The organism is Flavobacterium sp. YJ01 (genome assembly GCF_029320955.1).
Taxonomy (GTDB): Bacteria; Bacteroidota; Bacteroidia; order Flavobacteriales; family Flavobacteriaceae; genus Flavobacterium.
In genome coordinates this window covers 2,488,272-2,515,243 of record NZ_CP119757.1, presented here as the reverse complement: position 1 = coordinate 2,515,243, position 26,972 = coordinate 2,488,272, and the positions used below count along the sequence as shown (strand labels likewise).

Below are 26,972 nucleotides of genomic sequence, written 5' to 3'. Positions count from 1 at the left end.
CTTTTTCTTGCTTTTTTGAAATTTAATTCTACATTTGTAGAGTTGAATCTATAATTGTAGAGGTAGAATGATTAGAAAAATACTTTTTGCTATAATCTTAGTATCATTTTTTGGATGTAAATCGAAGCTTATTAATCAGAGAATTGATAAAAAGAGAGAAGGGAAATGGGTTGATATTTATGTTCAGGATAGTACAGAATATAAATCTGTTGAATTTTATAAAAATGATCTGCCTGTTAAAAAATGGAAAACTTTTATAAACGGGAAACTTTACAAATTAGAAAAATATAAAAACGGAATCTGTATTGTAAAAAGTTATTACGAAAACGGGAAACTGGAATCGAAAGGGAAAACCAAATTAGAAATAAGCGAGACAGAATCGCATTGGTTTTATTTTGGAGAATGGAAATTTTACTCCGATAAAGGAAAATTATTTCAGATTAGAAAATATGAAAAAGGAGAATTAATTTCAGAACAAAAAATAAATATTAAAGGCTAAAAAACTTAGCATCTTAGAAACTTAGCAACTTCAAAAACATGCAATTATCAAACTCAGAAGAACAATTAATGGAATATTTATGGAAGCTTGAAAAGGCTTTTATGAAAGATTTGCTAGAAGCATATCCAGAACCTAAACCTGCAACGACGACGGTCGCGACTTTATTGAAACGAATGATCGGAAAGAATTTTGTAGCGTACAACGAATTCGGAAATTCGAGAGAATATTATCCTTTGGTAAAAAAAACAGATTATTTCTCCAAACATGTAAAAGGACTGATTAGTAGTTTCTTTAATAATTCGGCTTCACAATTTGCTTCTTTTTTTACAACCGAAACTAATTTATCGGCCGCAGAATTGGAAGATCTTAAGAAAATAATTGATTCAGAAATTCAAAAAAAGAAAAAATGATAACGTATCTTTTAAAATCAGGTTTCCTTCTTATTGTGTTTTTTGCAGTGTACAAAATACTGTTGGAGAACGAAAAAATGTTTCGTTTTAATCGTGCTTATTTGCTCGCAAGCATTGTTTTTAGTTTGACAATTCCGTTGCAACTTTTTTCGATTGATTCCTCTTTTTCAAGAAAAATCACGACTATTCAATTGGATGGAATGATGATTTTGGCTGATAGATCAGTATTAAACAAAATAAATTACGGCGAGATTTTTATATACTTTTTGAGTGTTGTTTATGTTGTAATTGCGACGATTTTAATTGTTCGTTTTATACGAAATGTATTTTCTTTTTATATCAGAATGAAAAAGAATAAAGTTGAAATCATTAAAGGACAAAAAGTTGTTTTGACACAAGAACATGTTTTGCCACATTCGTTTTGGAATGCGATTTTTATCAATCAAGAAGATTTTAAAAACGGTAAAATTCCATCAGAATTAATAGCGCACGAAAAAGCGCATTTAGAGCAAAAACATACTTTGGATGTTCTATTTGTTAAAGTTATTCAAATCGCGTTTTGGTTTAATCCGATGTTTAAGCTTTATGAAAAAGCGATTAAACTCAATCACGAATTTTTAGCAGATGAAGCAGTAAATAAGCAATTTGGAGAAGTTCGAAATTATCAAAATCTTCTGTTGGATTTTGCCTCTCATAAAAATACAGTTTCTCTTGCAAGTAATATTAATTATTTAATTACTAAAAAACGTTTACTTATGATGACTAAAGAAGTTTCTCCAATAAAAATGATTTTGAAAGTTGTATTTACAACAGTTGTTTTTGTTATGTTGCTGTTTGTTTTTAGTACAGAAACAATTGCGCAATCAAGTATAAATTCAAAAAATCAAAAAGTTCATAAAGTCATTTACGATACAACAAGCGTAAAAGAACCGCAATTTCCAGGTGGAATAGAAAAATTCTACAAGTTCATTGGTCAGAATTTTAAAATTCCTGCAGAATTTGATAAGCTAAAGATAGATGGAAAAATTTTTATGGAGTTTATGATTGAGAAAGATGGAAGTTTATCTGAGTTTAAAGTGGTAAAAGATTTAGGATATGGTTTAGGCGATGAAGCAATTCGAGTATTAAAACTTTCTCCAAAATGGATTCCTGCTTCTGAAAATGGAGAAGCTGTTCGTGTAATGTATACTCTACCAATTACAATTCAATCAGAAAAATAAATTAAAGCTAATCTTTAATACAAATATTATGGCAGCAAAACTGGTTTTATTAAGAAAGTGGAAAGAGGTTGTATTCATTTTAATGTTTTGTGTTTTTTGTACCGACAACTGGGCGCAAGGAGTTCATAACAAAGCTGAGTTTAAAGAAAGCGATATTTATGCAACGTTTGATGAAGTGGAAGAAAAACCCGAATTTCCTGGCGGACAATCTGAGTTTTATAAATTTATTGGAAGAACGTTTAAAGTTTCTGCAGAAGCAAAGAAAAATAAAGTAATAGGAAAAGCATTTGTGCAATTTGTAATTGAAAAAGACGGAAGCTTATCCAGCTTTAAGGTTGTTAAAGATTTGGGTTTTGGCCTTGGAGACGAAGCGATTCGGGTTTTGAAGCTTTCTCCAAAATGGATTGCAGGCGCTGTAGATGGAAAAGCTGTTCGTGTAAAATATGATTTGCCTATCACTATAAATTAAAAAAATCCGCTTTCAGGATTCTGGAAGCGGATAAAATTAAAAACTAATTAAAAAAAAATTCTAAAAATAAAAAAATGCAAATCCAGCCTAAAATAAGTCTGGATTATATCCAAAATACGGTACTTTTTGTTCGTTAAAAATGACGCCGTATTCTTCTAATTCTTTCAAAATAGGTTCATAAACTTCTTTTTTAATCGGAAGCTGAACGCCTGGAGTTGTGATTTTTCCGTTTAAAATCAATAAAGTAGCAATTGCAACGGGAAGTCCGACAGTTTTTGCCATTGCGGTATAGATTTGATCGTCGCCAATGCAAACCATTTTCGAATCGATTTGTTTTTTTTCTCCATTCAATTCGTAACCAAATTTGTGATACATCACAATCATATCTTTATCGTCTGGTTCTAAAGCCCAGCTATCGGTTAAGATTTTTTCTAAAATCTGCGCTGGTGTTGCATGCGGAAGATTTACTTTTTTGTTCGGATTGAATAAATCTAGTTCTAAAAGTTTATCCCACATAATATCGTCTTGATCGATTTTTAAAATCAAACGTGTTTTAATTTCCACAGAATCTGTCGGATGATAAGGCAGAAAAGAATTGATAAACTGGCGATAACTCATATCTTCGGAACCTTCTATAATATAGCTGTCATCGGTCATTCCGAGTTGCACAAACATATTCCAAGCCCGAGAATAACCAACTCTTCTGATTGTTCCTCTATATAAAGTCAGAATATCATCCAAACCATAAATAGATCTGTATTTGAGCGAATCACGGTTTGAATACGCTTCAAATTTTCCGTAACCTTCAACTTCCAGAAATTCTGTTCTGCGAAATAAAGCGCTGTACGGAATATATTTATAAGTTCCTTCTTGAATAAATTTTGCCGCGCCACCTTGTCCCGCCAAAACAACATTTCGAGGCGCCCAAGTAAATTTATAATTCCAAAGATTATTGTCAGATTCTGGGGCTACAAGTCCGCCACAAAAAGATTCAAACAAAAGCATTTTACCTCCTTTTGCGCGAATTTCGTCAATAACTTTCATGGCGCTTATATGATCGATTCCGGGATCAAGACCAATTTCGTTCATAAAAATCAAATTGTTCTTTATTGCTTCTTCGTTTAAAGCCTGCATCGGATCACTTATATAGGAAGCCGTAACCAAATGTTTTTTGAATTCTAGACAATCTTTTGCAATTTCGATATGAAGATGCGCCGGAAGCATCGAAATTACGATTGAAGCATTTGCAATCGCTTTTTTTCTTTCTACAGAATTAAAAATATCTAAAGCAAGGGGAGTGGCATTAGGATGTTCTTGCGTTTTGGCTTTCGCTAAAGGCAAAGAAAGATCGGCTACAGTTAAATGCAGTTGCTGTTCAGTAGATTTAGATAATAAATACCGAATCAAAGACGATGCAGATCTTCCTGCTCCAATTATTAAAACGTTTCTCATGTTTTAAATATTTAACACAAATATATTTAAATGTTATAAATGTAACAATATAAATTAAATAAAAGATAATTTATTTTTAAAATTAAGAGAAAAAATAATTTGATTTTGTTCTAAATAATATCGAATGAGAAGCGGTTTTTTGGTTGGTTTGAAGTATTTTTGTGTCAAATTTCAAAAGATATAAATCATGAAAAGAAAACTTGTTCTTACTGGAGCTTTTATAGGTATGTTAGCAATTATTTTGGGTGCTTTTGGTGCTCATTTATTAAAGAAATATCTTTCGGTTGATCAATTAAATACTTTTGAAGTTGGTGTTCGTTACCAAATGTATCACGCTCTTTTTCTGCTTTTTTTAGCTACGCAAAAAGACCTTGCAGAAAAAACACTAAAAACGATCTATAATTTTATAGTTGCTGGTGTTGTTCTATTTAGCGGTTCAATCTATTTAGTTGCCACAAAAGACTATACTTTGTTTTATTCTAAAATTATCGTATTCGCAACTCCAATCGGTGGTTTTCTATTAATTATAGGTTGGGCGCTATTATTCTTTACGATTTTGAAGCGAAAATCATAAAATCCCGAAAAAAAAATTCTGTCTAAGAATTAATCTTTAATTTTGTCACATAAATAACATATGGCTTTATTTATGTGATTTTTTGTTGTTTTATGTTTTTAAACAAAAATAATATAACAAAAATTACTTATAAGGCTGACAATAAACAAATTAAAGGCGCTTATTTTTTTGTTTTTATTTTTTTTAAAGTGAAATTTTACTTTTTTGATATAAATCAGAGTGAAATTTGAGTATTTTGAGTCAAATAAAAATTAATCTGTAATTTTGCTTTAAACAAAAAACCACAACATAACTTAAATTTATGGACACTAACACAGTTTTCGCGCAATCGATTTCGTTAAAAGACTTAGGAATTGAAAATGCAAAAGTTCGTTATCAACTATCAGCAGATGAATTACATGCTATTACGTTGCAATCAGGACAAGGTGTTGAGAATTCTACCGGAGCGTTAGCAATTAATACAGGTGAATTTACAGGTCGTTCTCCACAGGATCGTTTTATCGTAAAAGACGAAGTAACCAAAGACGAAGTTTGGTGGGGAAATGTAAATATCCCGTTTGAACCTCAAGCTTTTGATAAGCTTTATAACAAGGTAACAGCATTTTTATCAGACAAAGAAGTTTTTGTTCGTGATTCTTATGTATGTTCTGATGCAAATTATAGATTAAATGTACGTGTTGTAACAGAAACAGCTTGGTCAAATTTGTTTTGCTACAATATGTTTTTACGTCCAGAAGAATCTGAATTGGCTAATTTTTCTCCAGAATGGACAGTAGTTTGTGCTCCAAGTTTTATGGCAGATCCTGCAGTAGATGGAACGCGTCAGTCTAATTTTGCTATTTTAAATTTTACTAGAAAAATCGCTTTAATTGGCGGAACTGGTTATACAGGAGAAATGAAAAAAGGAATTTTTTCTGCATTGAACTTTATTCTTCCAGTTTTTAAAAATACGCTTCCAATGCACTGTAGTGCAAATGTTGGAGAAGACGGAGATACAGCCATTTTCTTTGGTTTATCTGGAACAGGAAAAACAACTTTATCAGCAGATCCAGAACGTAAATTAATCGGAGACGATGAACACGGATGGACAAACGAAAATACGGTTTTCAATTTCGAAGGTGGATGTTACGCGAAAGTAATTAACTTAACTGAAGAAAATGAACCAGACATTTTTAGAGCAATCAAAAAAGGAGCGCTTTTAGAAAATGTGGTTTTTAAAGCTGGAACAAACGAAGTAGATTACGATGATGTTTCAATTACTCAAAATACTCGTGTAAGTTACCCAATAACACATATTGATAATGTACAGCCAGGTTTGGTTGGACATAATCCTAAAAATATATTTTTCTTAACGGCTGATTCTTTCGGAATTCTGCCTCCAATTTCAAAATTGACACCAGGTCAGGCGGCGTATCACTTTATTTCTGGATATACAGCAAAAGTGGCTGGAACAGAAGCAGGTGTAACAGAACCGCAACCTAATTTCTCTGCTTGTTTTGGAGCGCCATTTATGCCTTTGCACCCAACGCGTTATGCTGAAATGTTAAGCAAAAAAATGAAAGATGCGGGTGTAAAAGTTTGGTTAATCAACACAGGATGGACTGGCGGACCTTACGGAACAGGAAGCCGTATGAAATTGAAATATACTCGTGCAATGATTACCGCAGCCTTAAAAGGCGAATTGGATAATGTAGAATACGTTAACCATTCTGTTTTTGGAATTGCAAAACCACAATCTTGCCCGAATGTTCCAGAGGAAATTTTAAATCCTAGAAATACTTGGGAAGACAAAGATTTATACGATAAAAAAGCGTTAGAATTGGCTGGAAAATTCAAAGCTAATTTTGCGAAATTTGAAGAGTTTGCAAATGCTGAAATCTTAGCAGGAGCACCGATTACAGAATAAAAGGAATTCATTAATTCAAATAAAAAAAGCTGTTCAGTTAATGAACAGCTTTTTTGTTTGGTTTCCAATCGCAGTAAAAAAAATAAAAAAAAATAAATAGAACACTGAAAAACTGCGACTGAAAAACCTCAAAAAATAAATTACTTTTTCGCTTCGTCAATACGTTTTTGTATTAAATCCCAAGCATAATAATGGAATGTCATTCCGTTGCTCATCGCTACGAAAAGCCCGTTTTTATAAGCTCCGCCTAAGTTTAGACTTGTTACATCTGCACCGTCACATTCGATAGTAGAAGTTGGAATTTCAGCCAATAAAGGATAACTGTTTGGATTTCCTTTTGCGCCTTCTCTCGGGTAAACCATAAAAGTATTTGCCTGCTGATTTGATACTAAAATATATCCTGTAGAATCTGTTTTCTTGTAGATTGCAATTCCTTCATTATCTGCTTTAAAATCTTTTTGCCCGAAAAGAGCCAATTCTTTATTATCGTTTAAAGCTGGATCTGCATTGTATTTTCTAATTCCAAATTGTTCGTCGCAATATAAAACAGTTCCTAATTCGTTGTCCACGGCAATGGCTTCGATTTCTTTTTTACCGCTGTAATTACCGAATTTACGAACGACTTTTGCTGCAGCAAATTTTCCGTTTCCAGAAAGTTCATATTGCCATAAATAACTTCCAGAAGGCCCAGTTTTTCTTCCAACAATAGCAAAAATCTTTCCGTCAGTTTTACGCGTATACAAGGCAATTCCCATTGGATCGCGTTGTGCTTCTCCTTCAAAAACAGGAATTCCGCCGTTATCAATTGGTTCTAAATCAGGTAAACTAAAAATTCTGATTTTATTTTCTTCACGTTCTGTAGTTACCGCAACGTCTACTTTTTTTCCGTCAATAATCAATCCATAAGCGATATCAACATTGTTTGGACGTTTTAAGGTAATTGATTTTTTAAGGATTTTTCCATTCAAATCAAAAGCATACAAACCGCCGTCTGTGTCTTTGTCTGTTCCAACAATTATGCTTTTTGTAGCATCAGTTGGGTTAATCCAAATTGAAGGATCGTCTGTATCGTGAGGTAAAGCTTCTGTAACAGCTGTTGGTTTAACTGCATTTGGCTGAATTGGCGCTAATTTATCATCTTTACAAGCTGTAAAAGAAATACTTAAAAGTAAAAGAGCAACTAATGATTTATTTTTCATTTGTGTTATATATTTTAATGCAATTAGACAGAGCGGTTAAACTCTGTCTAATTTAAGAATTTTTAAAAGTAGTATGTTACAAGTCTAATTTCAATCCTAAGTTGTAACGAGCTTGGTAATATTCAGCTTGTTTTGTATGTGCTGCAACTCCTTGGTAATAACGTAACGGTTGGTTTGTTAAGTTGTTAGCTTCAGCAAAAACTCGTAATTGTTTTGTAATTTTATAAGAAGCATTTGCATCTAAGAAAAATTGCTTGTCATAAAAACTATCTTTATAAGATTCAGAACCTAATTCATCTAAGTAATCAGATGTAAAGTTTGTAGAGATTCTTGCAGAAAAACGTTTGTTTTCCCAAGATAAAGATCCGTTAAACATGTGTGGTGCAGTACCTGGAAGACTAATGTTGTTTCTTTCATTTCCATCTTCATCGGCAATTCCGCTTGCTTTAGATTTTGTGTAAGTATAGTTCAAGTAGATACCAAAACCTTTTAAGAATTTACCAGGCAAGAAATCTAACTGACGTTGTAAAGCAACCTCAAATCCGTAAACATTTACATTGTCTCCGTTTCTTGATTGTAAGAAAGACCAGTTTTCTCCCGCTGGAATTGGATTTGATTGGTTTGGAAAATCTGCGGCAAATTTTGCATCAGTATATTGATTGTCGCTGTAGTTGTAAATGAAATCATTTAATCTTTTGTAGAAAACACCTCCAGAAATTAAACCAACAGATTTGAAATAGTTCTCTGCCATAAAATCGTAGTTGTATGCGTATGTAGCTTTAAGGCCTGGATTTCCAGCTGTAATTTCTTTATCTGCAGCAATATTGTTTACATAAGGCGCAAGTGCATAATAGTTTGGTCTAGCCAAAGCTGTTGTTGCTGCAGCTCTTAAAATTAAATCCTTTGTAGCGTTGTATTGGAATGAAATACTTGGCAATACATTTGTGTATGAGTTTGTATTGTTGATTTTGCTTTCTAATTCTTCCTCGTCTAATACACGGTTTCCTGTATAATCAATATGCGTATTCTCAACACGAACTCCCATTACCATTGAAAGTTTGTCATTAAAATCTTGATCCCATCTTACATAAGCAGCAGAAATTCTTTCTTTAGCATTGTAGTTTACTGCTAAATATTCAGCTGGATCTGTTTCTTTTTCAAATAAAGAAGCGTTGTTTAAATCTAAACCTCCTAAATAATTTGCCGAAGCAAAAGTTCCCGGTACATATTGGCTTCCCGGGTTAAAACCTTGTCCGTCAAAATAACTTGTTGGAACTTGTGATAACAATTCCATATCATTGTTTAATGGAGTATAAGAATAAAACATGTTGTTTCTTTCTTTTTCTTTCAAACGAAGTCTAAGACCAGTTCTCAATCTTCCTTTTTCTCCAGCAATAACTGAAAATGGGAAACGGATGTTTACTTTAGCTCCAAATTCACTTTCGCTAGTTTCGTCTGTGTTTTCTGTAACTGAATCAAATTCGAATTGATCAAGAGCTTCTCCAGTTGTAGTAACTAATGGAAATCTTGGATCTGTTAAGTTTTCAAAAACATCAAGACCTTTTTGACGGTATTCGATATAACGTTCACCTGGACGGTATTCTCTAGCTTTTGCATAGTTTGCAGACCAATCTAAATCTAAAGTAGAGTTGATTAAGTGCTCACCGCGAAGAGAATAATTCTGAACTCTTTGATCTTCTAATCTTCTGTTTTTGTTTCTGTTGTTATCCAAACCACCTTTTGTCTGACGTTTTACACGACCTTCAAAACCTGTGATTTCTTCACCATTGTAAATAGGCTCGATATCATCGTAAGTCGTTCTGAAACGATTTTCTCTATCATCTCTCCAATTGTAGATGGCATTAGCAAAAATCGTATTGTTTTCATTGAATTTATAATCTAAAGCAATAGATCCGCTTCGACGAATACGCTGTACATCATATTTTCTAATTTCTGAAGCTTGTAAATATTCATTTCCGAAATCATCTTTTACCCATTCGTTTTCGATGTTATCAGAACCGTAATCTACATTATTATAAGAACCACTCACAACAACTCCAAGTTTGTTGTCAATAAAACGATTACCATAAACAAAGCCAGCTGTATAAGAAGCGTGATCGCGAATTGGCAAATATCCTCCAGCAAGAGTTGCAGAAATTCTTTCTCCGTTTGGAGTTGCTCTTGTAATCAAGTTTACAGAACCTCCAATCGCATCAGCATCCATGTCAGAAGTAAGTGTTTTGTTTACTTCGATTGTAGAAATCATATCAGACGGAATTAAATCCATTTGTACGTTTCTGTTATCTCCTTCCGCAGACGGAATTCTGTCACCATTTAAAGTAACAGAGTTTAAAGACGGAGCCAAACCTCTAATAATAATGTTACGAGCTTCACCTTGGTCGTTCTGCATTGTAATACCAGGAACACGTTTCAAAGCATCTCCCACGTTCGCATCGGGAAAACGTCCCATTTGATCAGAAGAGATTACGTTTCCGATATTTTTATTGTTTTTTTGCTGATTCAAAGCTTTTGCTTGACCTTTTAAGATGTCTCCAACAACAACTTCTTTCAATTCATTTTCAGAAGCTTTCAAGGCAAAATCAATTACGTTGTTTTTTCCCTGTTCAACTTTTATTTCTTGAGTTAAAGTAGTATATCCAATATATTTTACTTCAACTTTGTAAGTTCCTTCATTAATATTTAATAATTCAAAACGACCGTTATAGTCAGAAACGGTATATTTTTTTTCTCCTACAATTTGAACCATAGCTCCAGGCAGAGGAAGTTTGTCATCGGCATCTAATATCTTTCCAGATATAATCCCTTTTTGAGCAAAACCTGTAAAGGCGAATAAAAAGAATGCGGTTAATAAATAAAATTTTTTCATTGTGTGTGTTTAGTTTGATTTTTCGTTTGCGAAGCTAGAATCCTATTATTACTAAACTCTTGAAAAAAAATTAACATAGTGTTATGATTAGTCGCTTCATGTTAATATTTATTAATCTTTAAATAACATCAAAAGCACCAAATAATTGATTCCCAACGAAAAGAAAAATAATATTATGATTGTAATTGAAAATTTGGAGTTAAATTTGCCGTATCAATCACAATCAAAAATCATCAATCATGTTAAAACAATTTTTTATCCTATGTTCGGGAGTCGACCGTGATCTCCTAAAAGACTGCTCAGAAGGCGAACAAACCAAATATGTTGGTATTGGAGCCACAGTATTTTTTACAGCAGTTATGGCTTTCTTAGCCAGTGCTTATGCGCTTTTTACCGTTTTCGATTCTATTTATCCCGCTCTAATTTTCGGATTTGTTTGGAGTTTGCTAATTTTTAATCTAGACCGTTTTATCGTTTCTACGATTAAGAAAAGAGATCGTTTTATGGACGAATTTCTGCAAGCAACACCTCGTATTATATTGGCGGTTATTATTGCGATTGTAATTTCTAAACCTTTAGAGATTAAAATTTTCGAAAAAGAAATCAATACTGTTTTGTTGAAAGAGAAAAACGAAATGGAATTGGCGAATAAAAAGCAAATCGGAACGTATTTCAAAACAGATTTAGATAAAAATAAAGCCGAAATTGCCGCTTTAAAAGCTGATATTGTAAAGAAAGAAAAAGAAGTAAACGATTTGTATTCTGTTTATATTACTGAAGCCGAAGGAACTGCTGGAACCAAAAAACTTGGAAAAGGTCCAGTTTATAAAGAAAAACGCGAGAAACACGACGCAGCTTTAAAAGAATTCGAAACGCTAAAAAAAGCCAACGAAGCCAAAATTGCCGAAAAAGAAAAAGCAGGCGTACAGCTTCAAGCCGATTTAGACAAAAAAGTTTCGCAAACCCAACCAATCATCGAAGGTTTTGACGGATTAATGGCGCGTATCAATGCGTTAAACAAATTGCCTTGGTTGCCTTCATTTTTCATTATGCTTTTGTTTCTTGCAATTGAAACTTCGCCAATTATTGCCAAATTATTAGCTCCAAAAGGTGAATTCGATTTCAAACAAGAAGAAGCTGAAACGGCAATGAAAGCTACTTTATCGCAAAATAAATACCAACGCGAGTTATTGATTAAAACCAGCGCCGAAATGCACGATAAAGTCTACGCAGATATTGCAGAAGATAAAGGTTTATTCGATTTACAGCGAAAGAATGCAAAAGAATTATTGGAGTTGCAATCTCATAAATTTGTAGAAAAACAAAAAGCGACGCTTTAGTCTGAAAGTCACAAGTCGAAAGTCTCAAAGTCGAATTGCAGACTTAAAAAGATAAAGCCAGAAATAGAATTTCTATTTCTGGCTTTTATTATTTAGACAAAGTCAAAAACTTTAAGACTTTCGACTTGTGACTTTAAGACTAACCTACATGTAGCTTAAAATCTCTTTTTTGTAAGCATCATATTCTCCTTGCATGATTAAACCATTGTCAAGAAGTTTTTTGTAATTCTGTAATTTATCAAAAAGTTCTTCTTTAGATAAATCACTTAATTTACGCTCTCCAGTTGGTTGAGTCGGAAGCGGTTCGTAAGTTTCTGTAACAGCTGGCGCAGCTGGCAAAATTTCAGCAAAGCTTGTTACTTCTTCTGTTTCAACTTCTTCGATTTCTTCTTCAAATTCTGGTTCTGCTTCTTCAACAATTTCCTGAATCGGTGTTGCAGTTTGAACAGGATTTTTTAATAAATCTAATTGTTCTTTAGCGTAAGTATAGATTTTTCTAGCCTGAATTTTCGGAATATAATCGATAGAAACAGCTAAATCAGTTTTTGTTCCAAATGAAAATTCAGAACCTAAAATATTCTCTTTTACAAAAGTGCTCGCAATATCATCCCAAGTATAATCTGTGAAATCCATCGAAAGACCTAAATTTTTAGGTTTACAGATAATAATACGTTTGTTTGTTAATACAATGCTGTCTGGAAAAACAGTAATTGCAGGTTTTTTTTGAACTGCGATGTACCCAACTTCTTCACCTTTCATCAATAAATCGTTTAGTTTCGAAGTGATTTTTTCAATCGCTTTTGGATCTTGTTCTTCGTTCAGAAATTTTTTAAATTGTTCTTTCATTTTTTAAGGTTCTAAGTTACTAAGCTACTAAGTCGCTGAGTTTTTTTACTGACGCTACAAATGTAATGCCTAATTTTCTATTTCGATAATTTCATTCTGAATTTTCTTTGTCAAACTTTTGAAAACCAATTCATAAGAATGATCTATCAATTCTTTGACAAATTTCGCAGGTAAATTTCCGTTTAATGCAACCGTATTCCAATGCACTTTGCTCATATGAAATCCGGGTTGAATTTCGTCATATTCTGCTCTCAGTTCTTGTGCGCGCTCTGGATCGCATTTTAAGTTCACCGATTGTTCGTTTTTTTCCCATTGCGATAGAGAAGATAAAGCAAACATTTTGCCGCCCACTTTAAAAACTAAAGTATCTTCATCAAAAGGGAAATGTTCGCTAACACCTTTTTTAGAAAGACAATATTCGTAAAACGTTTCTAAATTCATAACTTTTTATTTACCAATTTCACCTAAATGCGTGTATTTAAAACCTTTTTCATATTTAAGACCGTATCCAAAAATACGATCCATTGCCGAATGTGAAAATAAAATAATTCCAGCTAATTGAATGCTTTCAATGCTTAAATAACATCCAATTGCATAAATTAAAAGTGCGATTCCTTTATGATGAAATATATTGTATAAGAATGCACCAGTTTTATTGCCAAAAGCATATCCAATCATAGATAAATCTGGAGCTAAAATTAAAGCTAAAAACCACCACCAATCATAATTTAAACGGTTAAAAAGAAATATTCCGAGAATAAATAAAGCGACTTCCTCAAGTTTTAAGACAGTTTTCATTTGATTATTTTTTCCATCATCTTTTCAGGATGATTCAGTTTTGTAAATCCAAATTTCTCATATAAAAAGTGAGCATCAGTTGTGGCCAATCTCCAAATTTTTACTTCTTGTAATTGGGGCTCGTTCATCATGGCATCAATTAAAATCGATGAATAACCTTTTCCGCGATATTCTTCATCAATTAAAACATCCATTAAATAAGCAAAAACAACATAATCGGTTATAACGCGCGCAAATCCAATTTGTTTGTCATCCAAATAAATGCCAAAGCAAACCGAAGCATCAATAGTGCGTTGAACTTCTTCAATAGTTCGTCCCGCAGCCCAATAAATGTCTTTAAGGAAGTTTTGTATAAACGGAACGTCAAGTTTTGTTTTATCTATAGAAACACTAATCATTTTAATTTTAGATTTTAGAGTGTAGATTTTAGATTTTTTTGCCAGGAATTTCACGAATTTGCACGAATTAATTTTTTGCCACAGATTAAAGGATTAAAATGATTAAATCTGTGTAAATCTTTTTAATCTGTGGCAGAATGAAAAAAGAAATTAGTGCAAATTAGTGAAATTGCTTCGCCTGTTCGCTATCGCTCGGGTCGTGGCAAACCTTTAAATCTTATATAAAATTGGTTTGCTCGGACTTGCGTCATTTTCAAACGAAGCGATTTGAATATTTAGTATATAATTTCCATCTTCAATTTCGTCTGAAACATAAATCATTTCGGTAATTGTGGCATTTAATCTTGCGTCAGAATTTAGATTATGCGTGTCTTTTACATTCCAAAATGCCTTATGCGCCAATAATTTTCCTTCGTCATGTTCTTTGTCAACACTTGGAAGATCGATTAGCAGATGCTGAATTTCGCTTTCGCGGATGAAAATCGCAGCTTCTTCAGACAAATATGGTGGATTGGTATTGGAATATTTTCTTGATTTTTTTTCGTTTTGGTTTGGAAGAGTCCGAATTATTAAGGCTTCGTTTGTCACGCTGAGCGATCCCGAAGCCTCAGGAGAAGCGCCCTCAGGCGATGTCACATTGAGCGAAGTCGAAATGCTTTCTTTCGTAATCACAAAATCATCTCCAATTTTCTCAGGTTCAACCGTAATCAATTTAGCAAAAAAGAAAAACTGTTTCAACGATTGATTAATGCTGTAAAAATCATTCGTAATATGCCCCAAACATTCCGTATGCGTTCCATGCCCATGCGGATTGAAGAAAATATTATTAAAATTTGTAGACGATTTTCCTTCTGAAACTTTCCCAATCCAATCGCCAAAAACTACCGGTTCAATAACTGGTTTTTCGATATACCAAGCAATTGGGTTTTCGTCTGTATTGGTTAATGGAATAGAGATATCAATGGGTTTTGATAAGTCGATTTCGAAGTTGTTGATTTTTGCTATCATAATTTAACCGCAAGGTTCGCTAAGGTTTACGCAAAGGGCGCTAGGATTTTTTTTTAAAGATTATTTGCCACTCTTTTAATTTCGTTTTTTATTAGAGAAACATTGAAATTTATTAATAAACCTAATTTGCAATTTGTTAATTTTAAATAAGTCAATAGTTGTGCAAGGTGAACTTCATTTAAACAATCGACTGCTTTTATTTCCAAAATTAGTTTATTTTCTACTAAAATATCTAATCGATAACCAACATCTAATTTTACTTCTTCGTAAATTAGAGGTAAAGCCTTTTGTTTTTCAACTATTAAGTTAAGTTTCTTTAACTCATAAAATAAACATTCTTCATAAGCGCTTTCTAAAAGTCCTGGACCTAAAGTTTGATGAACTTTCAAAGCAGAATTAAATACAATTCGAGATAAATCATTCTCTGTCATAAAATCAATATTAAAATTCAAATATAATATTTGAAAATTTAAAATATAATTTTATTCCTACAAAAAAAAACAAATAGCGTTCTTTGCGTAAACCTTAGCGAACTTTGCGGTTAAACCTCAGAATCTAAATAAAATAAATCTGAAGCAATTCCATCCGTTAAAAATTTTCCTTTTGGAGTTGGTTTTAGAATGTTGTTTTCTATCGAAAGCAAATCGTCGGTTAAGAATTTTTGAGATTGTTCTAATAAATAATTCAAATATTCTGAACCAAATTCTTTTTCAATTCTTTCTAAAGAAACACCCCAAATCGTTCGTAAACCTGTCATAATATATTCATTGTAACGATCTGAAATAGTTAGAGTTTCCGTTTCAATAGGAAGTTCATCGTTTTGAATCGCTTTTAAATACAAAGAGTTATTCGCAATATTCCAGCCTCTTTTTTCGCCGTCATAACTATGAGCAGAAGGTCCGATTCCTATATATTTTTTGCCTAACCAATAAGCCGAATTGTTTTTAGAGAAATAATTCTCCTTTCCAAAATTGGATAATTCGTAGTGAATAAAACCGTTTTTTTGAAGCATTTCAACCAAAATCATAAAATGATTTGAAGCGACTTCGTCTTGAGGTTCAGCAATTTTCCCTGTCTGAATTAATTTGCTTAAAGCCGTTTTTGGTTCAACCGTCAAAGCATAACTCGAAATATGCGGAATGCCAAAATCTAAAGCAGTCTGAATGTTTTGTTTCCACATTTCATCGCTCATTCCAGGAATTCCGTAAATCAAATCGAGCGAAATATTATCAAAATACTTTGTCGCTTCTTCTAAACATTTTTTGGCTTCTGTCGAATTATGAGCGCGATTCATCATCTTCAAATCTTCTTCATAAAAAGACTGAATTCCGATACTTAATCTGTTTATCGGACTTTTAGATAATTCCAGAATTCGTTCAGCAGACAAATCATCAGGATTGGCTTCAAGTGTAATTTCTGGGTTTTCTACAACTTTATAATTTTTATAAACTTCGGAAATTAAAAAGTTTATTTCTTCATTTGATAATACCGAAGGAGTTCCGCCACCAAAATAAATGGTTTCTACAACCTCATTTGTAAACTCAGTTTTACGAACGGCGATTTCTTTAGCCAAAGCCAAAACCATTTCATCCTTTTTCTTCATCGAAGTAGAAAAATGAAAGTCGCAATAATGACAAGCCTGCTTGCAAAACGGTATGTGAATGTAAATCCCCGACATTTTTAATTAGATAATTAGAGAATGTGTCAATTAGATAATTTATTTCGTTGTCTATGGAATTATCTAATTATCAAATTGGCACATTGACTCATTTTTTAACTCGATCTTCGTTCTGTTTCACAAAAGCATCCCAACCAGAATAACTTTTTCCTGCAACAATTTTCCCTGAATTAAAGTGATGACAAACCGCAGCAGCCAAGCCATCTGTAGAATCCAGATTTTTTGGTAATTCTTTCAAACCTAAAAGCTGTTGCAGCATTTTAGCAACCTGTTCTTTACTGGCATTTCCGTTTCCGGTAATTGCCATTTTTATTTTTTTAGGTTCGTATTCAGTAATCGGAATTCCTCTAGAAAGTCCCGCAGCCATTGCTACACCTTGAGCGCGTCCTAATTTCAACATCGATTGTACGTTTTTGCCAAAGAAAGGCGCTTCAATCGCGATTTCGTCTGGACAATGCGTTTCGATTAATTCGATGGTTCTTTCAAAAATGATTCTTAGTTTTTGGTAATGATTATCGTATTTGGACAATTGCAATTCGTTCAATTGCAGAAATTCCATTTTTTTATTGGTTACTTTAATCAAACCAAAACCCATAATTGTGGTTCCAGGATCAATACCTAATATGATGCGTTCTTGTGTCAAGATTTTTGTTTCTAGTTTAATGTTTCAAGTTTAGAAAATTGACTCATTTTCTAATTATCTAATTGCCACATTTGATTACTTTTGCGGCATGATTTCAATTCCTCACAAAGCTAAGCAATTCCTTGTTCTTCTGGTCAAACTTTTGATTGTTGCAGGTGCATTTTATTTTATTTACAATCAGCTGGCAAATAACGATAAGTTGGACTGGAATAAGTTCATTGTTTTATTTCAAAAAAATCAATCGGTTTTAGGAGTTGGCTTTATTCTGCTTTTGAGTGTTTTGAATCGCTATTTCGAGATTTTAAAGTGGCAGAATTTGGCTAAAGTAATTCATAAAATATCGGTTTACGAAGCTACAAAGCAAGTTTTAGCGGCGTTAACGGCTGGAATCTTTACGCCAAATGGAGTAGGAGAGTACGCAGGAAAAGCTTTGTATTATCCGAAATCGGAAGCTAAAAAAGTCGTTTTTCTAAACTTAATCTGCAACGGAATCCAAATGATTTTAACCGTTATTTTCGGAATTTTCGGATTACTTTATTTTAATGCCCAATTTAATGTCATCACAACAAAAACAGTTTTACTATTATTTGGCGGTTTTTTACTCATTCTGATTGTTTTATTTTCAATCAAAAAAATAAAAGTTAAAGGATATTCGATTGAAAAACTGATTCATAAAATCAATGAAATTCCAAAATCGGTTCACCAGAAAAACATTTTTTTAGGAATCTGCCGTTATTTGGTTTTTTCGCATCAATATTACTTTTTGTTTTTAGGCTTTGATGTCGATTTGCCTTATTTAACTTTAATGGCGGCTATAACTTCTGTTTATTTTCTGGCTTCTTCATTGCCAACTTTTCAATTTTTAGATTTTGCAGTAAAAGGAAGCGTAGCTATTTATTTCTTCGGAATTATTGGCGTAAACGAATGGATTGTCATTTTTATAAGCACTTTAATGTGGTTTTTAAATGTTGTTTTACCCGTAGTTTTAGGAAGTTATTTTGTGCTGAATTTTAAAACCAAAATAGCAGAATGATTTTTGGATTATTTTCCATATTAGGAATTTACATGTCTAGCATTAGTTTGCTTATTTATGGATTTTTCAAAGTAAAAAACTATCAGAATAAAGGGTTAGATCCAAAGACAAGTTTTACAATTATAGTTCCATTTCGAAATGAAAAAGAAAATCTTCCGATACTTTTAGAAAGTTTTTTAAAACTAAACTATCCAACTCATTTGTTTAAAGTAATTCTGGTCGATGATGCTTCAAGTGAAAAGTTTTCATTATCAATTGTTAATTTTCAATTGTCCATTATAGACAATATTCGTCTTTCAAAATCTCCAAAAAAAGATGCCATTACAACCGCAATGCAGCATGTAAAAACCGATTGGGTAATTACAACAGATGCCGATTGCATAGTTCCAGAAAATTGGCTTTTAGCTTTTGATAATTACAATCAAGAGAATAAAGTTTCGATGCTTGCCAGTGCAGTAACTTATGAGTGTAAAAACTCTTTTTTAAATCATTTTCAGCAATTAGATTTAACAAGTTTGCAAGGCGCCACAATTGGAAGTTTTGGAATTCAGAAAGGTTTTATGTGCAACGGAGCTAATTTTGCATACAAAAAATCACTTTTTGAAAGTCTAAACGGTTTTGAAGGAAATGATAAAATTGCCAGCGGAGACGATGTTTTCTTACTTCAAAAAGCAATTGAAAAATTCCCAAATGAAGTTCATTATTTAAAAGCAGATGACGCAATTGTAATTACAAAACCCACAGAAAACTGGAGCGGTTTATTTTACCAAAGAGTGCGTTGGGCGGCAAAAACAAGTTCGTACAAAAGTACTTTCGGAAAGTTTTTAGGATTAATTGTTTTCTTCGGAAATTTGAGTTTTGTACTCGGATTTTTATTTCTTCTTTTCGGAATTTGGTCTTATCCGATTTTTGTAATTTTTGCTTTTTCTAAATTTTTAGTTGATTATGTTTTGCTTTATTTTACCAATAAATTTTTAACTCAAAGTAAAATTAAAAGTCTTTTGCTGAGTAGTTTACTATATCCGTTTTTTAGTTCTACGGTGGCTTTGTACAGTTTATTTGGTTCTTATAAATGGAAAGATCGCCAGTTTAAGAAATAAAACTACTTTTCGTCTTTAGCTTTAAGAATAACCGGAAGAATAAATTGCGTCTTAACTGGAATTCCGCGTTTGATGGCAGGATTAATTTTCGGAAAATCAACCAGACGCGCATGCAAAATACTATCAATTTTTATGGTATCGTAAGCCACAGAATCTTTAGGAAACTGAGGTTCAAATTTCATTGTAGCATTCGGAAATACAGTTACTTTAACTTCGATCGTGTCCAATTCAGGATATAAAATCGATAAAGTATCAACGTTTAGTTTTTCTTCTATAAGAGTCGACATTACTTCAAAAAAACATTGCTGGCGCAGTTTTTTATCGGCGATCTTTTCGCAATTAGGTAACGACGGATATTCGTCAACTTCTTTCCAGTTGATTGATTTTAATTCCTTTTGAAGTAATTCTTTTTCAGACGGAACTTGCTTCTCAAAATATTGACAAGAATTGAAAAGGATGCAAATGAAAAAAGGGAAAAACTGCCTCAAAGTTTTAATGTTGAATGAATAAACAAAAATACAATTATTTTTTTGGGAAACTTTCTATTGCCTTGAATCTTCTCATTTTCAAGACCACATTTTTGAAAATTTGCGCAATAGAGATTAAAATGCTAATTTGGAATAACAAATTTATCAAAATTTATATGGATTTACTACTAGTTTTGCTCGGATTTATCTGCATGATTGTTGGAGTTTTTGGAAGTTTTCTTCCTGTTTTGCCTGGTTTGTCAAGCTGTTGGGTAGGTTTACTTTTACTGTATTTGACTAAAGCAGTAGAAAATAATTATTGGGTTCTGGGAATCACTTTTGTTCTAATGGTAATTATCACCATTTTAGATTATGTTATTCCGTCTCAAGGAACTAAACGATTTGGCGGAAGTTCTTATGGAATTTGGGGAACAAACATCGGATTAATTATCGGGATTTTATCTCCGCTTCCGTTTGGAGTAATAATAGGACCATTTGTAGGAGCGTTTTTCGGCGAATTATTATACGATTCAAAAAATCATAAAAGAGCTCTAAAAGCAGCCACAGGATCGGTACTCGGATTTCTAGCTTCTAGCTTTATCAATTTTCTGTTTTCAATTGTTTATCTAGGTATTTTTTTAAATGTTTTGTGGGAATATCGAAACATTTTATTTTAATTATGTAACAAATTTTTATCGAGATTATTGTCTTAAAGAAAAAATTATGATTTTTTTTATATTTTAATTTGATAATGAAAGTGTTGTCTTTACAGGTGCTCACAGGTTTTTTCTGTTAACAATTGGTTATTAAGGCACTAATTTTTTAACTTAATTTTTGGAAATGTTAAAATTTTTTATATTTTTATCACGATAAACGATAAAAAGCCTCACTTTGTCGATTATTTTAAACGAGTATAAATAATCATTTTTTTAAGTTATGAGTATGACCCCCAACCTACAGATTGAACTTAGACGCTTTATTTCTTCAAATGTGGTCTCCAAGTTAAACAAGTTTTATTTCGAGAACGATGCACTTTTAATAAAAGGAATTGACGTTTCAATAGGAACAATTTTAATGGGACTCTACAACAAAGCCGATCAACCTGATTTTTACTCCGAAATAGTTGCAATGGTAGAAGAAGATTCTACTTTTTATCAAGAAGTCGATTTTAATGCAGGCAGAATTTTATCAGTAGACGATTGTTATCGATTGGAAGGCAACGATTTGCTTAAAGAATTGTTCTCAAACAAAAAAGGAAGAATTTCGGAAATGGTTTCAAACGAAGTAGGAATCAAAAGCGAAACAGCCAGAGAAATACTTAACTTTTCTGCACTTCTTGTCATCTCATATTTAAGATCTAATCTTCAGTTATTAGAGAGCTTAAAACTTCTTTTAGAAGACCAAAAAAGAGATATACTAAACAGTATTCCGCCAGGAATCAAAATTATCCTAGGTTTTTCAAGTTACGAAACAGTAGAAGAAAAGAACCAATCTATCGGAAGATCAATATTTACACTTTTCGGACATAACTTCTTTAGTTTCTAAAATAAAAAAATCCCATTTTCAGAGAAAATAGGATTTAATATAATTTTGAATTTGAAAAACGTCGTATTAAACGTTTTTCAAATTGATAACTTCTTGATCTGTCAAAAAGCGCCAGTTTCCTCTTGGAAGATTCTTTTTCGTTAATCCTGCAAAAGAAACGCGGTCGATACGTAAAACATTGTATTCTAAAGATTCGAAAATAGAACGAACCACTTTTACGTTTGCTGTACGTAATTTAAGTCCCACTTCACTTTTTGGTTCATTATCAATATAGCTTACTTCTTCAACAGAAACGCGGTGTCCGTCAAGAACCAAACCTTTGCTGATTTTTTCTAAATCCTCAAATTTCAAGTTTTTGTCTAAAGAAACCTGATAAATTTTAGACGATTTCTGATTCGGTAAAGTAAACTTACGAATCATATCAGTATCGTTTGTAAACAACAATAATCCAGTTGTGTTTTTATCCATTCTTCCAACAGCAGCAATTTTTGCATTTGTTGCGCCACGTACAAGTTCTAGAACGTTACGAAATTCTTGACCTTCGTCAAAAGCAGTCGTAAAGTTTTTAGGTTTATTCAATAAGATATATTCTTTCTTTTCTGGAGTAAGAGTTACACCATCAAAGTTTACAACATCATTAATTTTTACCAAATATCCCATTTCGGTAATAACAGTTCCGTTAACTTTCACGTTTCCAGACTGAATATAAATATCAGCATCACGACGAGAACAAACACCAGAATTAGAGATGTATTTGTTCAAACGTATTTCATCTGAAGCTTTTTGTCTCTTTGCGGGTGTATTTTGTTTTCTGAATTTTTCAGCAGCAGCTTCCTGCGCCGCTTTCACTTCAGGTTTCACTTTTTTAGGCCCTTGAGCACGTTTTGCCATAGGAGGTTTTGGCTTACTAGAGTTTGATCTTGAGCTATTTGGTCTCGATCCGCCTCTTTTATTATTGCCTTCCTTGTTGTTCATAAAATCATTAATTTGTGCAAAGATAGGTTTTTCCTGCTAATAAAACTTAAGTTCAATGTTCTTAGATTGATAGCCATAACTTTTTGATGAATTTGAAGCATCACAATTGGCATTTTTCTAAATATGGATTCCCGCTTTCCGTTCCCAATTTTTTATTTTTTAAAGAAAAAAATAAAAAGATTTCCACTTCAATCGGGGCTAGAATTCAAACAATTGGCTTCTTTTAAATATTTAGTATTAATATAATTTAAAAATTGCATCAATTCGCAAAGAAAAAATCTGCCAAATCTGCGTGAAACAAAAAAAAGCTTTAGTAATTAGAAATCAATTCTCTTCCGTGCCACAAAACGCTAGGATTAATCAAAACAATACAGAAAACCCCAGAAACAATCAAGAATTTCAATAGATTATGAAGTTTTAAAAATTGTTCTTTAGAATCTGATTTCCATAAAAAAATCAGGAAAAAAAGTAAAACCCCAAAGCAGACATAAAAATAGATATCCATATAACCAACATCATATACATTAACCAAAATGTAAACCGGAAATATAGTAGAAATCGTTAAAGCAGTAATAATCTGTTTCGATATTTTCTCACCATAAATTACTGGAATTGTTCTGTAATTGTTTACTAAATCGCCTTTTAGATTTTCTAAATCCTTTATCATTTCTCGAATCAGCAAAAGTAAAAATAAGAATACCGCGTGAGCAGAAATAACCACAAAATGGCTCATATGGTTTTCTATATCTTCAAACGAAATCTTATTGTAGAAATATAATAAAATAGCGAAAAATGGAGTCACAGCGAGCAATGCCGACATTAAATTTCCGATAATCGGGTATTTCTTTATTTTGTGAGAATAAAACCAAATCAAGAAAATGTAAGCAGAAAAGAATAAAAAAGCGCGCCAAGAAACAATAGAAGCCATTAAAACCGCCAAAAAGTTCAGACTGAAATAAACCGTCAATTTGGTTTTCTGACTAATTAAACGATCCAACATTGACTTGTTTGGTCTGTTTATCAAATCCTTCTGACTATCGTAAAAATTATTGATAATGTAACCCGAAGCAATTGTAATGGCCGAAGCGAAAACAATTAGAAACAAGTAAAAATCTAGAAGAATATCCAATGCTCGAATTTCTGGCGCCAATATAAAAATTGCCGATAAATATTGCGCTAAAACGATAATCGGAATATTGTAACCTCTAACTACAGAAAACAGACTAACAATTTTCATTATTAAAAGTTTGTGCTGTCTGCTTAACATAGATTAAATTTTGTAGAGGTTTAGATATGGGAAGTTAACGGATATTTTTGGTTTTAAAAATTTAGAGTTTGTTTTTTAACAATTCTTTAGAGCCAAATCCTAATTTTCTAATGCATGCCAAAGCTTGCTTTTGAGTCATATCAATTTCTTTAATGTCTTTTTTTTCTACAAAAACCACAGATCCACTCCACGGATTTGGAGCATCTGGAACAAAAACTGTAAAATTATTATCGTCGATTTGTTCGATCAAAAAGGCAAATTGCCAGCCAGCATCAGTAGGAACTAAAATTACTTTCAAGTCTTCTTTAGATTCAATTCCAATTATGTTTTCATTCATGCTTTTCATAAACGAATAACCAGGAACAAAGCTTAAAATACCATCTTCTAATTTTTGAATCAATTCTTTAGCTTTTGCAGTTCTTGCTAACAAACCCGCTAAAAAACAGATTACTATTATAATTAGAATTCCGATTAGTTCTTGAAGTGCCAATCCTAAAACCTTAACTTTTGGTAAATTATTTACAAGCGGTAATGTAACTTTTTGAATAATGCCGTATCCTTTTTCAAGAATAACAAGCAGAACCACTAAAGGTGCTAAAAAAAGAATTCCTCCTAAAAAAGTTGCTTTGATTATTTTAAAAATGCTTTTCATAATAAATAACTTTTTAGGATGAAAACTTATAAAAATCTACTCAAATAATACCACATGCAAATGTTATTTAGGACAATATATATTTTGGTATAATGCCGATGAAACAAAATAATAGTTCAATTTTTTTAGACTATATATTTTGTCCAATCGGTATAACTTCGGCTTTTAAGTGTATTAAAACTGATAAACTACTTCTAATTTATAATCTTTCAGAGAGGCTTTTGCACGTTCTAAATCTTCAGTAAAACCAAGAATATAACCGCCACCACCAGAACCGCAAAGTTTTAGGTAATAATCATTAGTGTCAATTCCTTGCTGCCAGATTGCATGAAATTGCTCTGGAATCATTGGTTTAAAGTTATTTAAAACAACTTTAGAAAGTTTTTTAGTATTGCTGATCAAAGACTTCATGTCGCCATGCAAAAAGTTGTCGATACAGACATCTGTGTATTTTACAAATTGGTTTTTTAGCATTGCGCGGAAACCTTTGTCTTTTAAGCTTTCCATAAAAATGCTAATCATTGGAGCAGTTTCTCCCACAATTCCAGAATCTAACAAAAAGACAGCGCCTTTTCCGTCAACACTTTGTGTAGGAATACCTGTTGTCTGAATATTATCTTTAGAATTGATTAAAATCGGAATGCTCAAATAACTGTTTAATGGATCTAAACCAGAACTTTTTCCGTGAAAAAAGCTTTCCATTTGAGAAAAAACATTTTTTAAATGCAATAATTTTTCTCTTGTTAGATTTTCTAAAACCGTAATTTTATTTGTAGCATATTTATCATAAATAGCCGCTACAAGAGCACCGCTGCTTCCAACACCGTATCCTTGCGGAATACTAGAATCGAAATACATTCCGGTTTCGACATCATTTTTAAGATTTTCTAAATCGAAAGTAACCAATTCTGGCTGCTGTGTTTGTAAAACTTCAAGGTAAGAAACAAAACTTCTTAAGCTTTTATTTGATGCAATGGCTTCATCAGAAGGTTCTTCGGATTTTTTCAAAGCGCCATTATAAAAGTTATAAGGAATAGCAAGTCCTTTTGAATCGCGGATAATTCCGTACTCTCCAAAAAGCAATATTTTTGAATAAAATAATGGTCCTTTCATGATTTATTTTATGTCTTTCTTAATTTTAATCAGAAGATTTTTTTAATTTTTTAGCCTTTAATATATAATCCAATAATCATCATTGCCAATGCGAAAAATAGGCCAACAAACCATTTAATCATATCATTTTTTGCATCTATAATTTCTTTTTTTACAAAATCTTTAGTAGCAATTTCATTTTTGTCTTGTCTTATTTCTTCGCTAATAGTTCGATCGATTGCTTCAACAAATTCTTTAGCCTTACTCTCGTCAAGATTAAGTTCTTTTCTAAATAAATCGTAAAGTTTTATAGTTGCAGTATTCATAATTATTACTTAATAAAGTGCATTCTAAATATAAAGATACGCAAAATTATAATGCAATCGCACCTTCTCCAATTTTGTCGCAAATGTATTGACTATTCTGACAAAATACAACTAATTCGTCCTGAATAAATTGTAATACTTTTTCGCTAACGTTTTCGGGATAAAGCACATGCACATTTGCCCCTGCATCAAGTGTAAAACAAACTGGAATTTGTGTTTCTTGTCTAAATTTCCAGATGGCATTTATGATTTGCAGCGTGTTTGGTTTCATCAAAATAAAGTACGGCATCGAAGTCATCATCATGGCATGCAAAGTCAAAGCTTCACTTTCTACAACTTTGATGAATTCGTCTAAATTTCCGCTTTCAAAAATGGAAATTAATTGATCCAGATTTTCATGCGCTTGTACAAAACGTCTTTCTGCATATGGATGATTATGCATTAAATCATGCCCAACGGTGCTCGAGACTTGTTTTTCTCCTTTATCAACTAATAAAATAGTATCTTGATAATTCTTGAAATTTTCGTGAATTGTATACGGATATTCAACTCCAAACAAATCAGAACTTCCTTCAATGTTTGCCTGATTTCCCCAAACAACCACATTACCTTTTACGCTTCTGCAAGCACTTCCAGAACCTAAACGAGCTAAAAATGATGCTTTTTGATAGAAATAATCATCCGTCATTACTGGATTTAGTTTTCTTTCTAAACTCATAAAATTCATTGCTAAAGCCGCCATTCCAGATGCCGAAGAAGCAATTCCAGAACTGTGCGGAAAAGTATTTTGAGTGTCAATCGTAAAATGATACTCTTTTAGAAATGGCAGATAAACTTCAACTCTTTCTAAAAATTTCTGAATTTTCGGTTTGAAATCTTCCTTTGGTTTTCCTTCAAAAAGCAAATCGAATGAAAAACCATTTGTCACGTTGAGCGGAGTCGAAGCGTCTCTTTTTTCAAAGCCTAATTTCGTAATCGTTTTACAATTATTCAAAGTAAAACTTACCGAAGGATTTGCTGGAATCTGGTTGTCTTTTTTCCCCCAGTATTTCACTAGTGCAATATTGCTTGGAGCACTCCACTCAAAGTTTCCGTTTTCGATTGTTGATGTATATGATGTTGGAATAAAATCAGCTGCTGTAAACATGAATTATAAAATTTTGGCAAAGATAGTTTTTTAACCATATA

Annotated in this window: 29 protein-coding genes; 11 read left to right on the top strand and 18 right to left on the bottom strand. The window is 32.4% G+C overall.

Features of this window, described 5'->3' with window-relative positions; genetic code table 11:
* Nucleotides 1–67: 67 nt before the first annotated feature.
* Genes P0R33_RS10995 through P0R33_RS10980 form a run of 4 tightly spaced genes read left to right on the top strand, consistent with a single transcriptional unit; the run spans nt 68 to nt 2,598 of the window.
* Nucleotides 68–499: a hypothetical protein gene (locus P0R33_RS10995; protein WP_276175483.1), complete on the top strand. Its 432-nt coding sequence runs from the start codon at nt 68–70 to the stop codon at nt 497–499.
* 38 nt (nt 500–537) lie between these two features.
* Nucleotides 538–909, top strand: coding sequence for a BlaI/MecI/CopY family transcriptional regulator (locus P0R33_RS10990; RefSeq protein ID WP_276175482.1), 372 nt, complete (start codon nt 538–540; stop codon nt 907–909).
* Entirely contained in the window at nt 906–2,129 is a 1,224-nt protein-coding gene (locus P0R33_RS10985; RefSeq protein WP_276175481.1) for a M56 family metallopeptidase, read from the top strand. The genes P0R33_RS10990 and P0R33_RS10985 overlap by 4 nt, the downstream gene beginning before the upstream one ends.
* Nucleotides 2,130–2,157: 28 nt before the next feature.
* Entirely contained in the window at nt 2,158–2,598 is a 441-nt protein-coding gene (locus P0R33_RS10980; protein ID WP_276175480.1) for an energy transducer TonB, read from the top strand.
* Nucleotides 2,599–2,685: 87 nt separating this feature from the next.
* Here the strand turns inward: P0R33_RS10980 and P0R33_RS10975 are convergent, their stop codons facing one another.
* Complete coding sequence (locus P0R33_RS10975; protein ID WP_276175479.1) at nt 2,686–4,050, bottom strand: saccharopine dehydrogenase family protein; 1,365 nt, start codon at nt 4,048–4,050, stop codon at nt 2,686–2,688.
* Nucleotides 4,051–4,237: 187 nt separating this feature from the next.
* On the opposite strand from P0R33_RS10975, the gene P0R33_RS10970 reads away from it, so the two are divergent.
* Together P0R33_RS10970 and pckA are read left to right on the top strand one after the other, a co-directional pair.
* A complete protein-coding gene (locus P0R33_RS10970; protein ID WP_276175478.1) occupies nt 4,238–4,624 on the top strand; it encodes a DUF423 domain-containing protein in 387 nt (128 codons plus the stop codon).
* Nucleotides 4,625–4,925: 301 nt separating this feature from the next.
* Nucleotides 4,926–6,530 (top strand): phosphoenolpyruvate carboxykinase (ATP), encoded by a 1,605-nt coding sequence (gene pckA, locus P0R33_RS10965; protein ID WP_276175477.1) that lies wholly within the window; start codon nt 4,926–4,928, stop codon nt 6,528–6,530.
* Nucleotides 6,531–6,670: 140 nt separating this feature from the next.
* On the opposite strand, the gene P0R33_RS10960 is transcribed toward pckA, so the two are convergent.
* Both P0R33_RS10960 and P0R33_RS10955 read right to left on the bottom strand, forming a co-directional pair.
* Entirely contained in the window at nt 6,671–7,729 is a 1,059-nt protein-coding gene (locus P0R33_RS10960) for a phytase (protein WP_276175476.1), read from the bottom strand.
* A 76-nt stretch (nt 7,730–7,805) separates the two neighbouring features.
* The gene (locus tag P0R33_RS10955) at nt 7,806–10,616 is read right to left on the bottom strand and encodes a TonB-dependent receptor (protein WP_276175475.1); all 2,811 of its coding nucleotides are present in this window, start codon (nt 10,614–10,616) and stop codon (nt 7,806–7,808) included.
* 239 nt (nt 10,617–10,855) lie between these two features.
* Between P0R33_RS10955 and P0R33_RS10950 the strand changes: the two genes are divergently transcribed.
* On the top strand, nt 10,856–11,956 hold the full coding sequence (locus P0R33_RS10950) for a DUF4407 domain-containing protein (protein WP_276175474.1): 1,101 nt from the start codon (nt 10,856–10,858) through the stop codon (nt 11,954–11,956).
* A 144-nt stretch (nt 11,957–12,100) separates the two neighbouring features.
* Here the strand turns inward: P0R33_RS10950 and P0R33_RS10945 are convergent, their stop codons facing one another.
* From P0R33_RS10945 to ruvC, 8 genes are all read right to left on the bottom strand, one after another.
* The gene (locus tag P0R33_RS10945) at nt 12,101–12,802 is read right to left on the bottom strand and encodes a PH domain-containing protein (RefSeq protein ID WP_276175473.1); all 702 of its coding nucleotides are present in this window, start codon (nt 12,800–12,802) and stop codon (nt 12,101–12,103) included.
* 69 nt (nt 12,803–12,871) lie between these two features.
* Complete coding sequence (locus tag P0R33_RS10940) at nt 12,872–13,243, bottom strand: MmcQ/YjbR family DNA-binding protein (protein WP_276175472.1); 372 nt, start codon at nt 13,241–13,243, stop codon at nt 12,872–12,874.
* Between the two features lie 6 nt (nt 13,244–13,249).
* Nucleotides 13,250–13,600, bottom strand: a complete 351-nt coding sequence (locus P0R33_RS10935) for a DUF4260 domain-containing protein (protein WP_276175471.1) — start codon at nt 13,598–13,600, stop codon at nt 13,250–13,252.
* Entirely contained in the window at nt 13,597–13,998 is a 402-nt protein-coding gene (locus P0R33_RS10930) for a GNAT family N-acetyltransferase (RefSeq protein WP_276175470.1), read from the bottom strand. The genes P0R33_RS10935 and P0R33_RS10930 overlap by 4 nt, the downstream gene beginning before the upstream one ends.
* 210 nt (nt 13,999–14,208) lie before the next feature.
* Entirely contained in the window at nt 14,209–15,006 is a 798-nt protein-coding gene (locus tag P0R33_RS10925; RefSeq protein ID WP_276175469.1) for a cyclase family protein, read from the bottom strand.
* A 53-nt stretch (nt 15,007–15,059) separates the two neighbouring features.
* Complete coding sequence (locus P0R33_RS10920; RefSeq protein WP_276175654.1) at nt 15,060–15,437, bottom strand: GxxExxY protein; 378 nt, start codon at nt 15,435–15,437, stop codon at nt 15,060–15,062.
* A 110-nt stretch (nt 15,438–15,547) separates the two neighbouring features.
* Nucleotides 15,548–16,684: a radical SAM family heme chaperone HemW gene (gene hemW, locus P0R33_RS10915; protein WP_276175468.1), complete on the bottom strand. Its 1,137-nt coding sequence runs from the start codon at nt 16,682–16,684 to the stop codon at nt 15,548–15,550.
* An 88-nt stretch (nt 16,685–16,772) separates the two neighbouring features.
* Complete coding sequence (gene ruvC / locus P0R33_RS10910) at nt 16,773–17,327, bottom strand: crossover junction endodeoxyribonuclease RuvC (protein WP_276175467.1); 555 nt, start codon at nt 17,325–17,327, stop codon at nt 16,773–16,775.
* A gap of 88 nt (nt 17,328–17,415) precedes the next feature.
* Between ruvC and P0R33_RS10905 the strand changes: the two genes are divergently transcribed.
* Nucleotides 17,416–18,360 (top strand): lysylphosphatidylglycerol synthase domain-containing protein, encoded by a 945-nt coding sequence (locus tag P0R33_RS10905; protein ID WP_276175466.1) that lies wholly within the window; start codon nt 17,416–17,418, stop codon nt 18,358–18,360.
* A complete protein-coding gene (locus tag P0R33_RS10900; protein ID WP_276175465.1) occupies nt 18,357–19,460 on the top strand; it encodes a glycosyltransferase in 1,104 nt (367 codons plus the stop codon). The genes P0R33_RS10905 and P0R33_RS10900 overlap by 4 nt, the downstream gene beginning before the upstream one ends.
* Nucleotides 19,461–19,462: 2 nt before the next feature.
* Here the strand turns inward: P0R33_RS10900 and P0R33_RS10895 are convergent, their stop codons facing one another.
* Complete coding sequence (locus P0R33_RS10895; protein ID WP_276175464.1) at nt 19,463–19,948, bottom strand: hypothetical protein; 486 nt, start codon at nt 19,946–19,948, stop codon at nt 19,463–19,465.
* A 155-nt stretch (nt 19,949–20,103) separates the two neighbouring features.
* Between P0R33_RS10895 and P0R33_RS10890 the strand changes: the two genes are divergently transcribed.
* Complete coding sequence (locus P0R33_RS10890; RefSeq protein ID WP_276175463.1) at nt 20,104–20,604, top strand: DUF456 domain-containing protein; 501 nt, start codon at nt 20,104–20,106, stop codon at nt 20,602–20,604.
* A 265-nt stretch (nt 20,605–20,869) separates the two neighbouring features.
* Nucleotides 20,870–21,472, top strand: coding sequence for a DUF937 domain-containing protein (locus P0R33_RS10885; RefSeq protein ID WP_276175462.1), 603 nt, complete (start codon nt 20,870–20,872; stop codon nt 21,470–21,472).
* A gap of 66 nt (nt 21,473–21,538) precedes the next feature.
* Here the strand turns inward: P0R33_RS10885 and P0R33_RS10880 are convergent, their stop codons facing one another.
* From P0R33_RS10880 to P0R33_RS10855, 6 genes are all read right to left on the bottom strand, one after another.
* Entirely contained in the window at nt 21,539–22,447 is a 909-nt protein-coding gene (locus P0R33_RS10880) for a pseudouridine synthase (RefSeq protein WP_276175461.1), read from the bottom strand.
* A gap of 310 nt (nt 22,448–22,757) precedes the next feature.
* Complete coding sequence (locus P0R33_RS10875; RefSeq protein ID WP_276175460.1) at nt 22,758–23,714, bottom strand: geranylgeranylglycerol-phosphate geranylgeranyltransferase; 957 nt, start codon at nt 23,712–23,714, stop codon at nt 22,758–22,760.
* 61 nt (nt 23,715–23,775) lie between these two features.
* On the bottom strand, nt 23,776–24,366 hold the full coding sequence (locus P0R33_RS10870; protein ID WP_276175459.1) for a DUF502 domain-containing protein: 591 nt from the start codon (nt 24,364–24,366) through the stop codon (nt 23,776–23,778).
* Nucleotides 24,367–24,540: 174 nt separating this feature from the next.
* Nucleotides 24,541–25,479 (bottom strand): mevalonate kinase, encoded by a 939-nt coding sequence (locus P0R33_RS10865; protein WP_276175458.1) that lies wholly within the window; start codon nt 25,477–25,479, stop codon nt 24,541–24,543.
* A 50-nt stretch (nt 25,480–25,529) separates the two neighbouring features.
* Nucleotides 25,530–25,784: a hypothetical protein gene (locus tag P0R33_RS10860; protein WP_207298758.1), complete on the bottom strand. Its 255-nt coding sequence runs from the start codon at nt 25,782–25,784 to the stop codon at nt 25,530–25,532.
* 46 nt (nt 25,785–25,830) lie between these two features.
* The gene (locus P0R33_RS10855) at nt 25,831–26,931 is read right to left on the bottom strand and encodes a diphosphomevalonate decarboxylase (RefSeq protein ID WP_276175457.1); all 1,101 of its coding nucleotides are present in this window, start codon (nt 26,929–26,931) and stop codon (nt 25,831–25,833) included.
* Nucleotides 26,932–26,972: the final 41 nt, after the last annotated feature.

What these genes read in the sequence shown, in the direction of transcription:
- P0R33_RS10990 (WP_276175482.1), top strand. Translation starts at nt 538, where the DNA reads ATGCAATTATCAAACTCAGAAGAACAATTAATGGAATATTTATGGAAG.
- P0R33_RS10855 (WP_276175457.1), bottom strand. Translation starts at nt 26,931, where the DNA reads ATGTTTACAGCAGCTGATTTTATTCCAACATCATATACATCAACAATC.
- P0R33_RS10890 (WP_276175463.1), top strand. Translation starts at nt 20,104, where the DNA reads ATGGATTTACTACTAGTTTTGCTCGGATTTATCTGCATGATTGTTGGA.
- pckA (WP_276175477.1), top strand. Translation starts at nt 4,926, where the DNA reads ATGGACACTAACACAGTTTTCGCGCAATCGATTTCGTTAAAAGACTTA.
- P0R33_RS10905 (WP_276175466.1), top strand. Translation starts at nt 17,416, where the DNA reads ATGATTTCAATTCCTCACAAAGCTAAGCAATTCCTTGTTCTTCTGGTC.
- P0R33_RS10860 (WP_207298758.1), bottom strand. Translation starts at nt 25,784, where the DNA reads ATGAATACTGCAACTATAAAACTTTACGATTTATTTAGAAAAGAACTT.
- P0R33_RS10875 (WP_276175460.1), bottom strand. Translation starts at nt 23,714, where the DNA reads ATGTTAAGCAGACAGCACAAACTTTTAATAATGAAAATTGTTAGTCTG.
- hemW (WP_276175468.1), bottom strand. Translation starts at nt 16,684, where the DNA reads ATGTCGGGGATTTACATTCACATACCGTTTTGCAAGCAGGCTTGTCAT.
- P0R33_RS10955 (WP_276175475.1), bottom strand. Translation starts at nt 10,616, where the DNA reads ATGAAAAAATTTTATTTATTAACCGCATTCTTTTTATTCGCCTTTACA.
- P0R33_RS10920 (WP_276175654.1), bottom strand. Translation starts at nt 15,437, where the DNA reads ATGACAGAGAATGATTTATCTCGAATTGTATTTAATTCTGCTTTGAAA.
- P0R33_RS10925 (WP_276175469.1), bottom strand. Translation starts at nt 15,006, where the DNA reads ATGATAGCAAAAATCAACAACTTCGAAATCGACTTATCAAAACCCATT.
- P0R33_RS10995 (WP_276175483.1), top strand. Translation starts at nt 68, where the DNA reads ATGATTAGAAAAATACTTTTTGCTATAATCTTAGTATCATTTTTTGGA.
- P0R33_RS10900 (WP_276175465.1), top strand. Translation starts at nt 18,357, where the DNA reads ATGATTTTTGGATTATTTTCCATATTAGGAATTTACATGTCTAGCATT.
- P0R33_RS10960 (WP_276175476.1), bottom strand. Translation starts at nt 7,729, where the DNA reads ATGAAAAATAAATCATTAGTTGCTCTTTTACTTTTAAGTATTTCTTTT.
- P0R33_RS10985 (WP_276175481.1), top strand. Translation starts at nt 906, where the DNA reads ATGATAACGTATCTTTTAAAATCAGGTTTCCTTCTTATTGTGTTTTTT.
- P0R33_RS10940 (WP_276175472.1), bottom strand. Translation starts at nt 13,243, where the DNA reads ATGAATTTAGAAACGTTTTACGAATATTGTCTTTCTAAAAAAGGTGTT.
- P0R33_RS10870 (WP_276175459.1), bottom strand. Translation starts at nt 24,366, where the DNA reads ATGAAAAGCATTTTTAAAATAATCAAAGCAACTTTTTTAGGAGGAATT.
- P0R33_RS10950 (WP_276175474.1), top strand. Translation starts at nt 10,856, where the DNA reads ATGTTAAAACAATTTTTTATCCTATGTTCGGGAGTCGACCGTGATCTC.
- P0R33_RS10980 (WP_276175480.1), top strand. Translation starts at nt 2,158, where the DNA reads ATGGCAGCAAAACTGGTTTTATTAAGAAAGTGGAAAGAGGTTGTATTC.
- P0R33_RS10945 (WP_276175473.1), bottom strand. Translation starts at nt 12,802, where the DNA reads ATGAAAGAACAATTTAAAAAATTTCTGAACGAAGAACAAGATCCAAAA.
- P0R33_RS10930 (WP_276175470.1), bottom strand. Translation starts at nt 13,998, where the DNA reads ATGATTAGTGTTTCTATAGATAAAACAAAACTTGACGTTCCGTTTATA.
- P0R33_RS10975 (WP_276175479.1), bottom strand. Translation starts at nt 4,050, where the DNA reads ATGAGAAACGTTTTAATAATTGGAGCAGGAAGATCTGCATCGTCTTTG.
- P0R33_RS10885 (WP_276175462.1), top strand. Translation starts at nt 20,870, where the DNA reads ATGACCCCCAACCTACAGATTGAACTTAGACGCTTTATTTCTTCAAAT.
- P0R33_RS10935 (WP_276175471.1), bottom strand. Translation starts at nt 13,600, where the DNA reads ATGAAAACTGTCTTAAAACTTGAGGAAGTCGCTTTATTTATTCTCGGA.
- P0R33_RS10970 (WP_276175478.1), top strand. Translation starts at nt 4,238, where the DNA reads ATGAAAAGAAAACTTGTTCTTACTGGAGCTTTTATAGGTATGTTAGCA.
- P0R33_RS10865 (WP_276175458.1), bottom strand. Translation starts at nt 25,479, where the DNA reads ATGAAAGGACCATTATTTTATTCAAAAATATTGCTTTTTGGAGAGTAC.
- P0R33_RS10880 (WP_276175461.1), bottom strand. Translation starts at nt 22,447, where the DNA reads ATGAACAACAAGGAAGGCAATAATAAAAGAGGCGGATCGAGACCAAAT.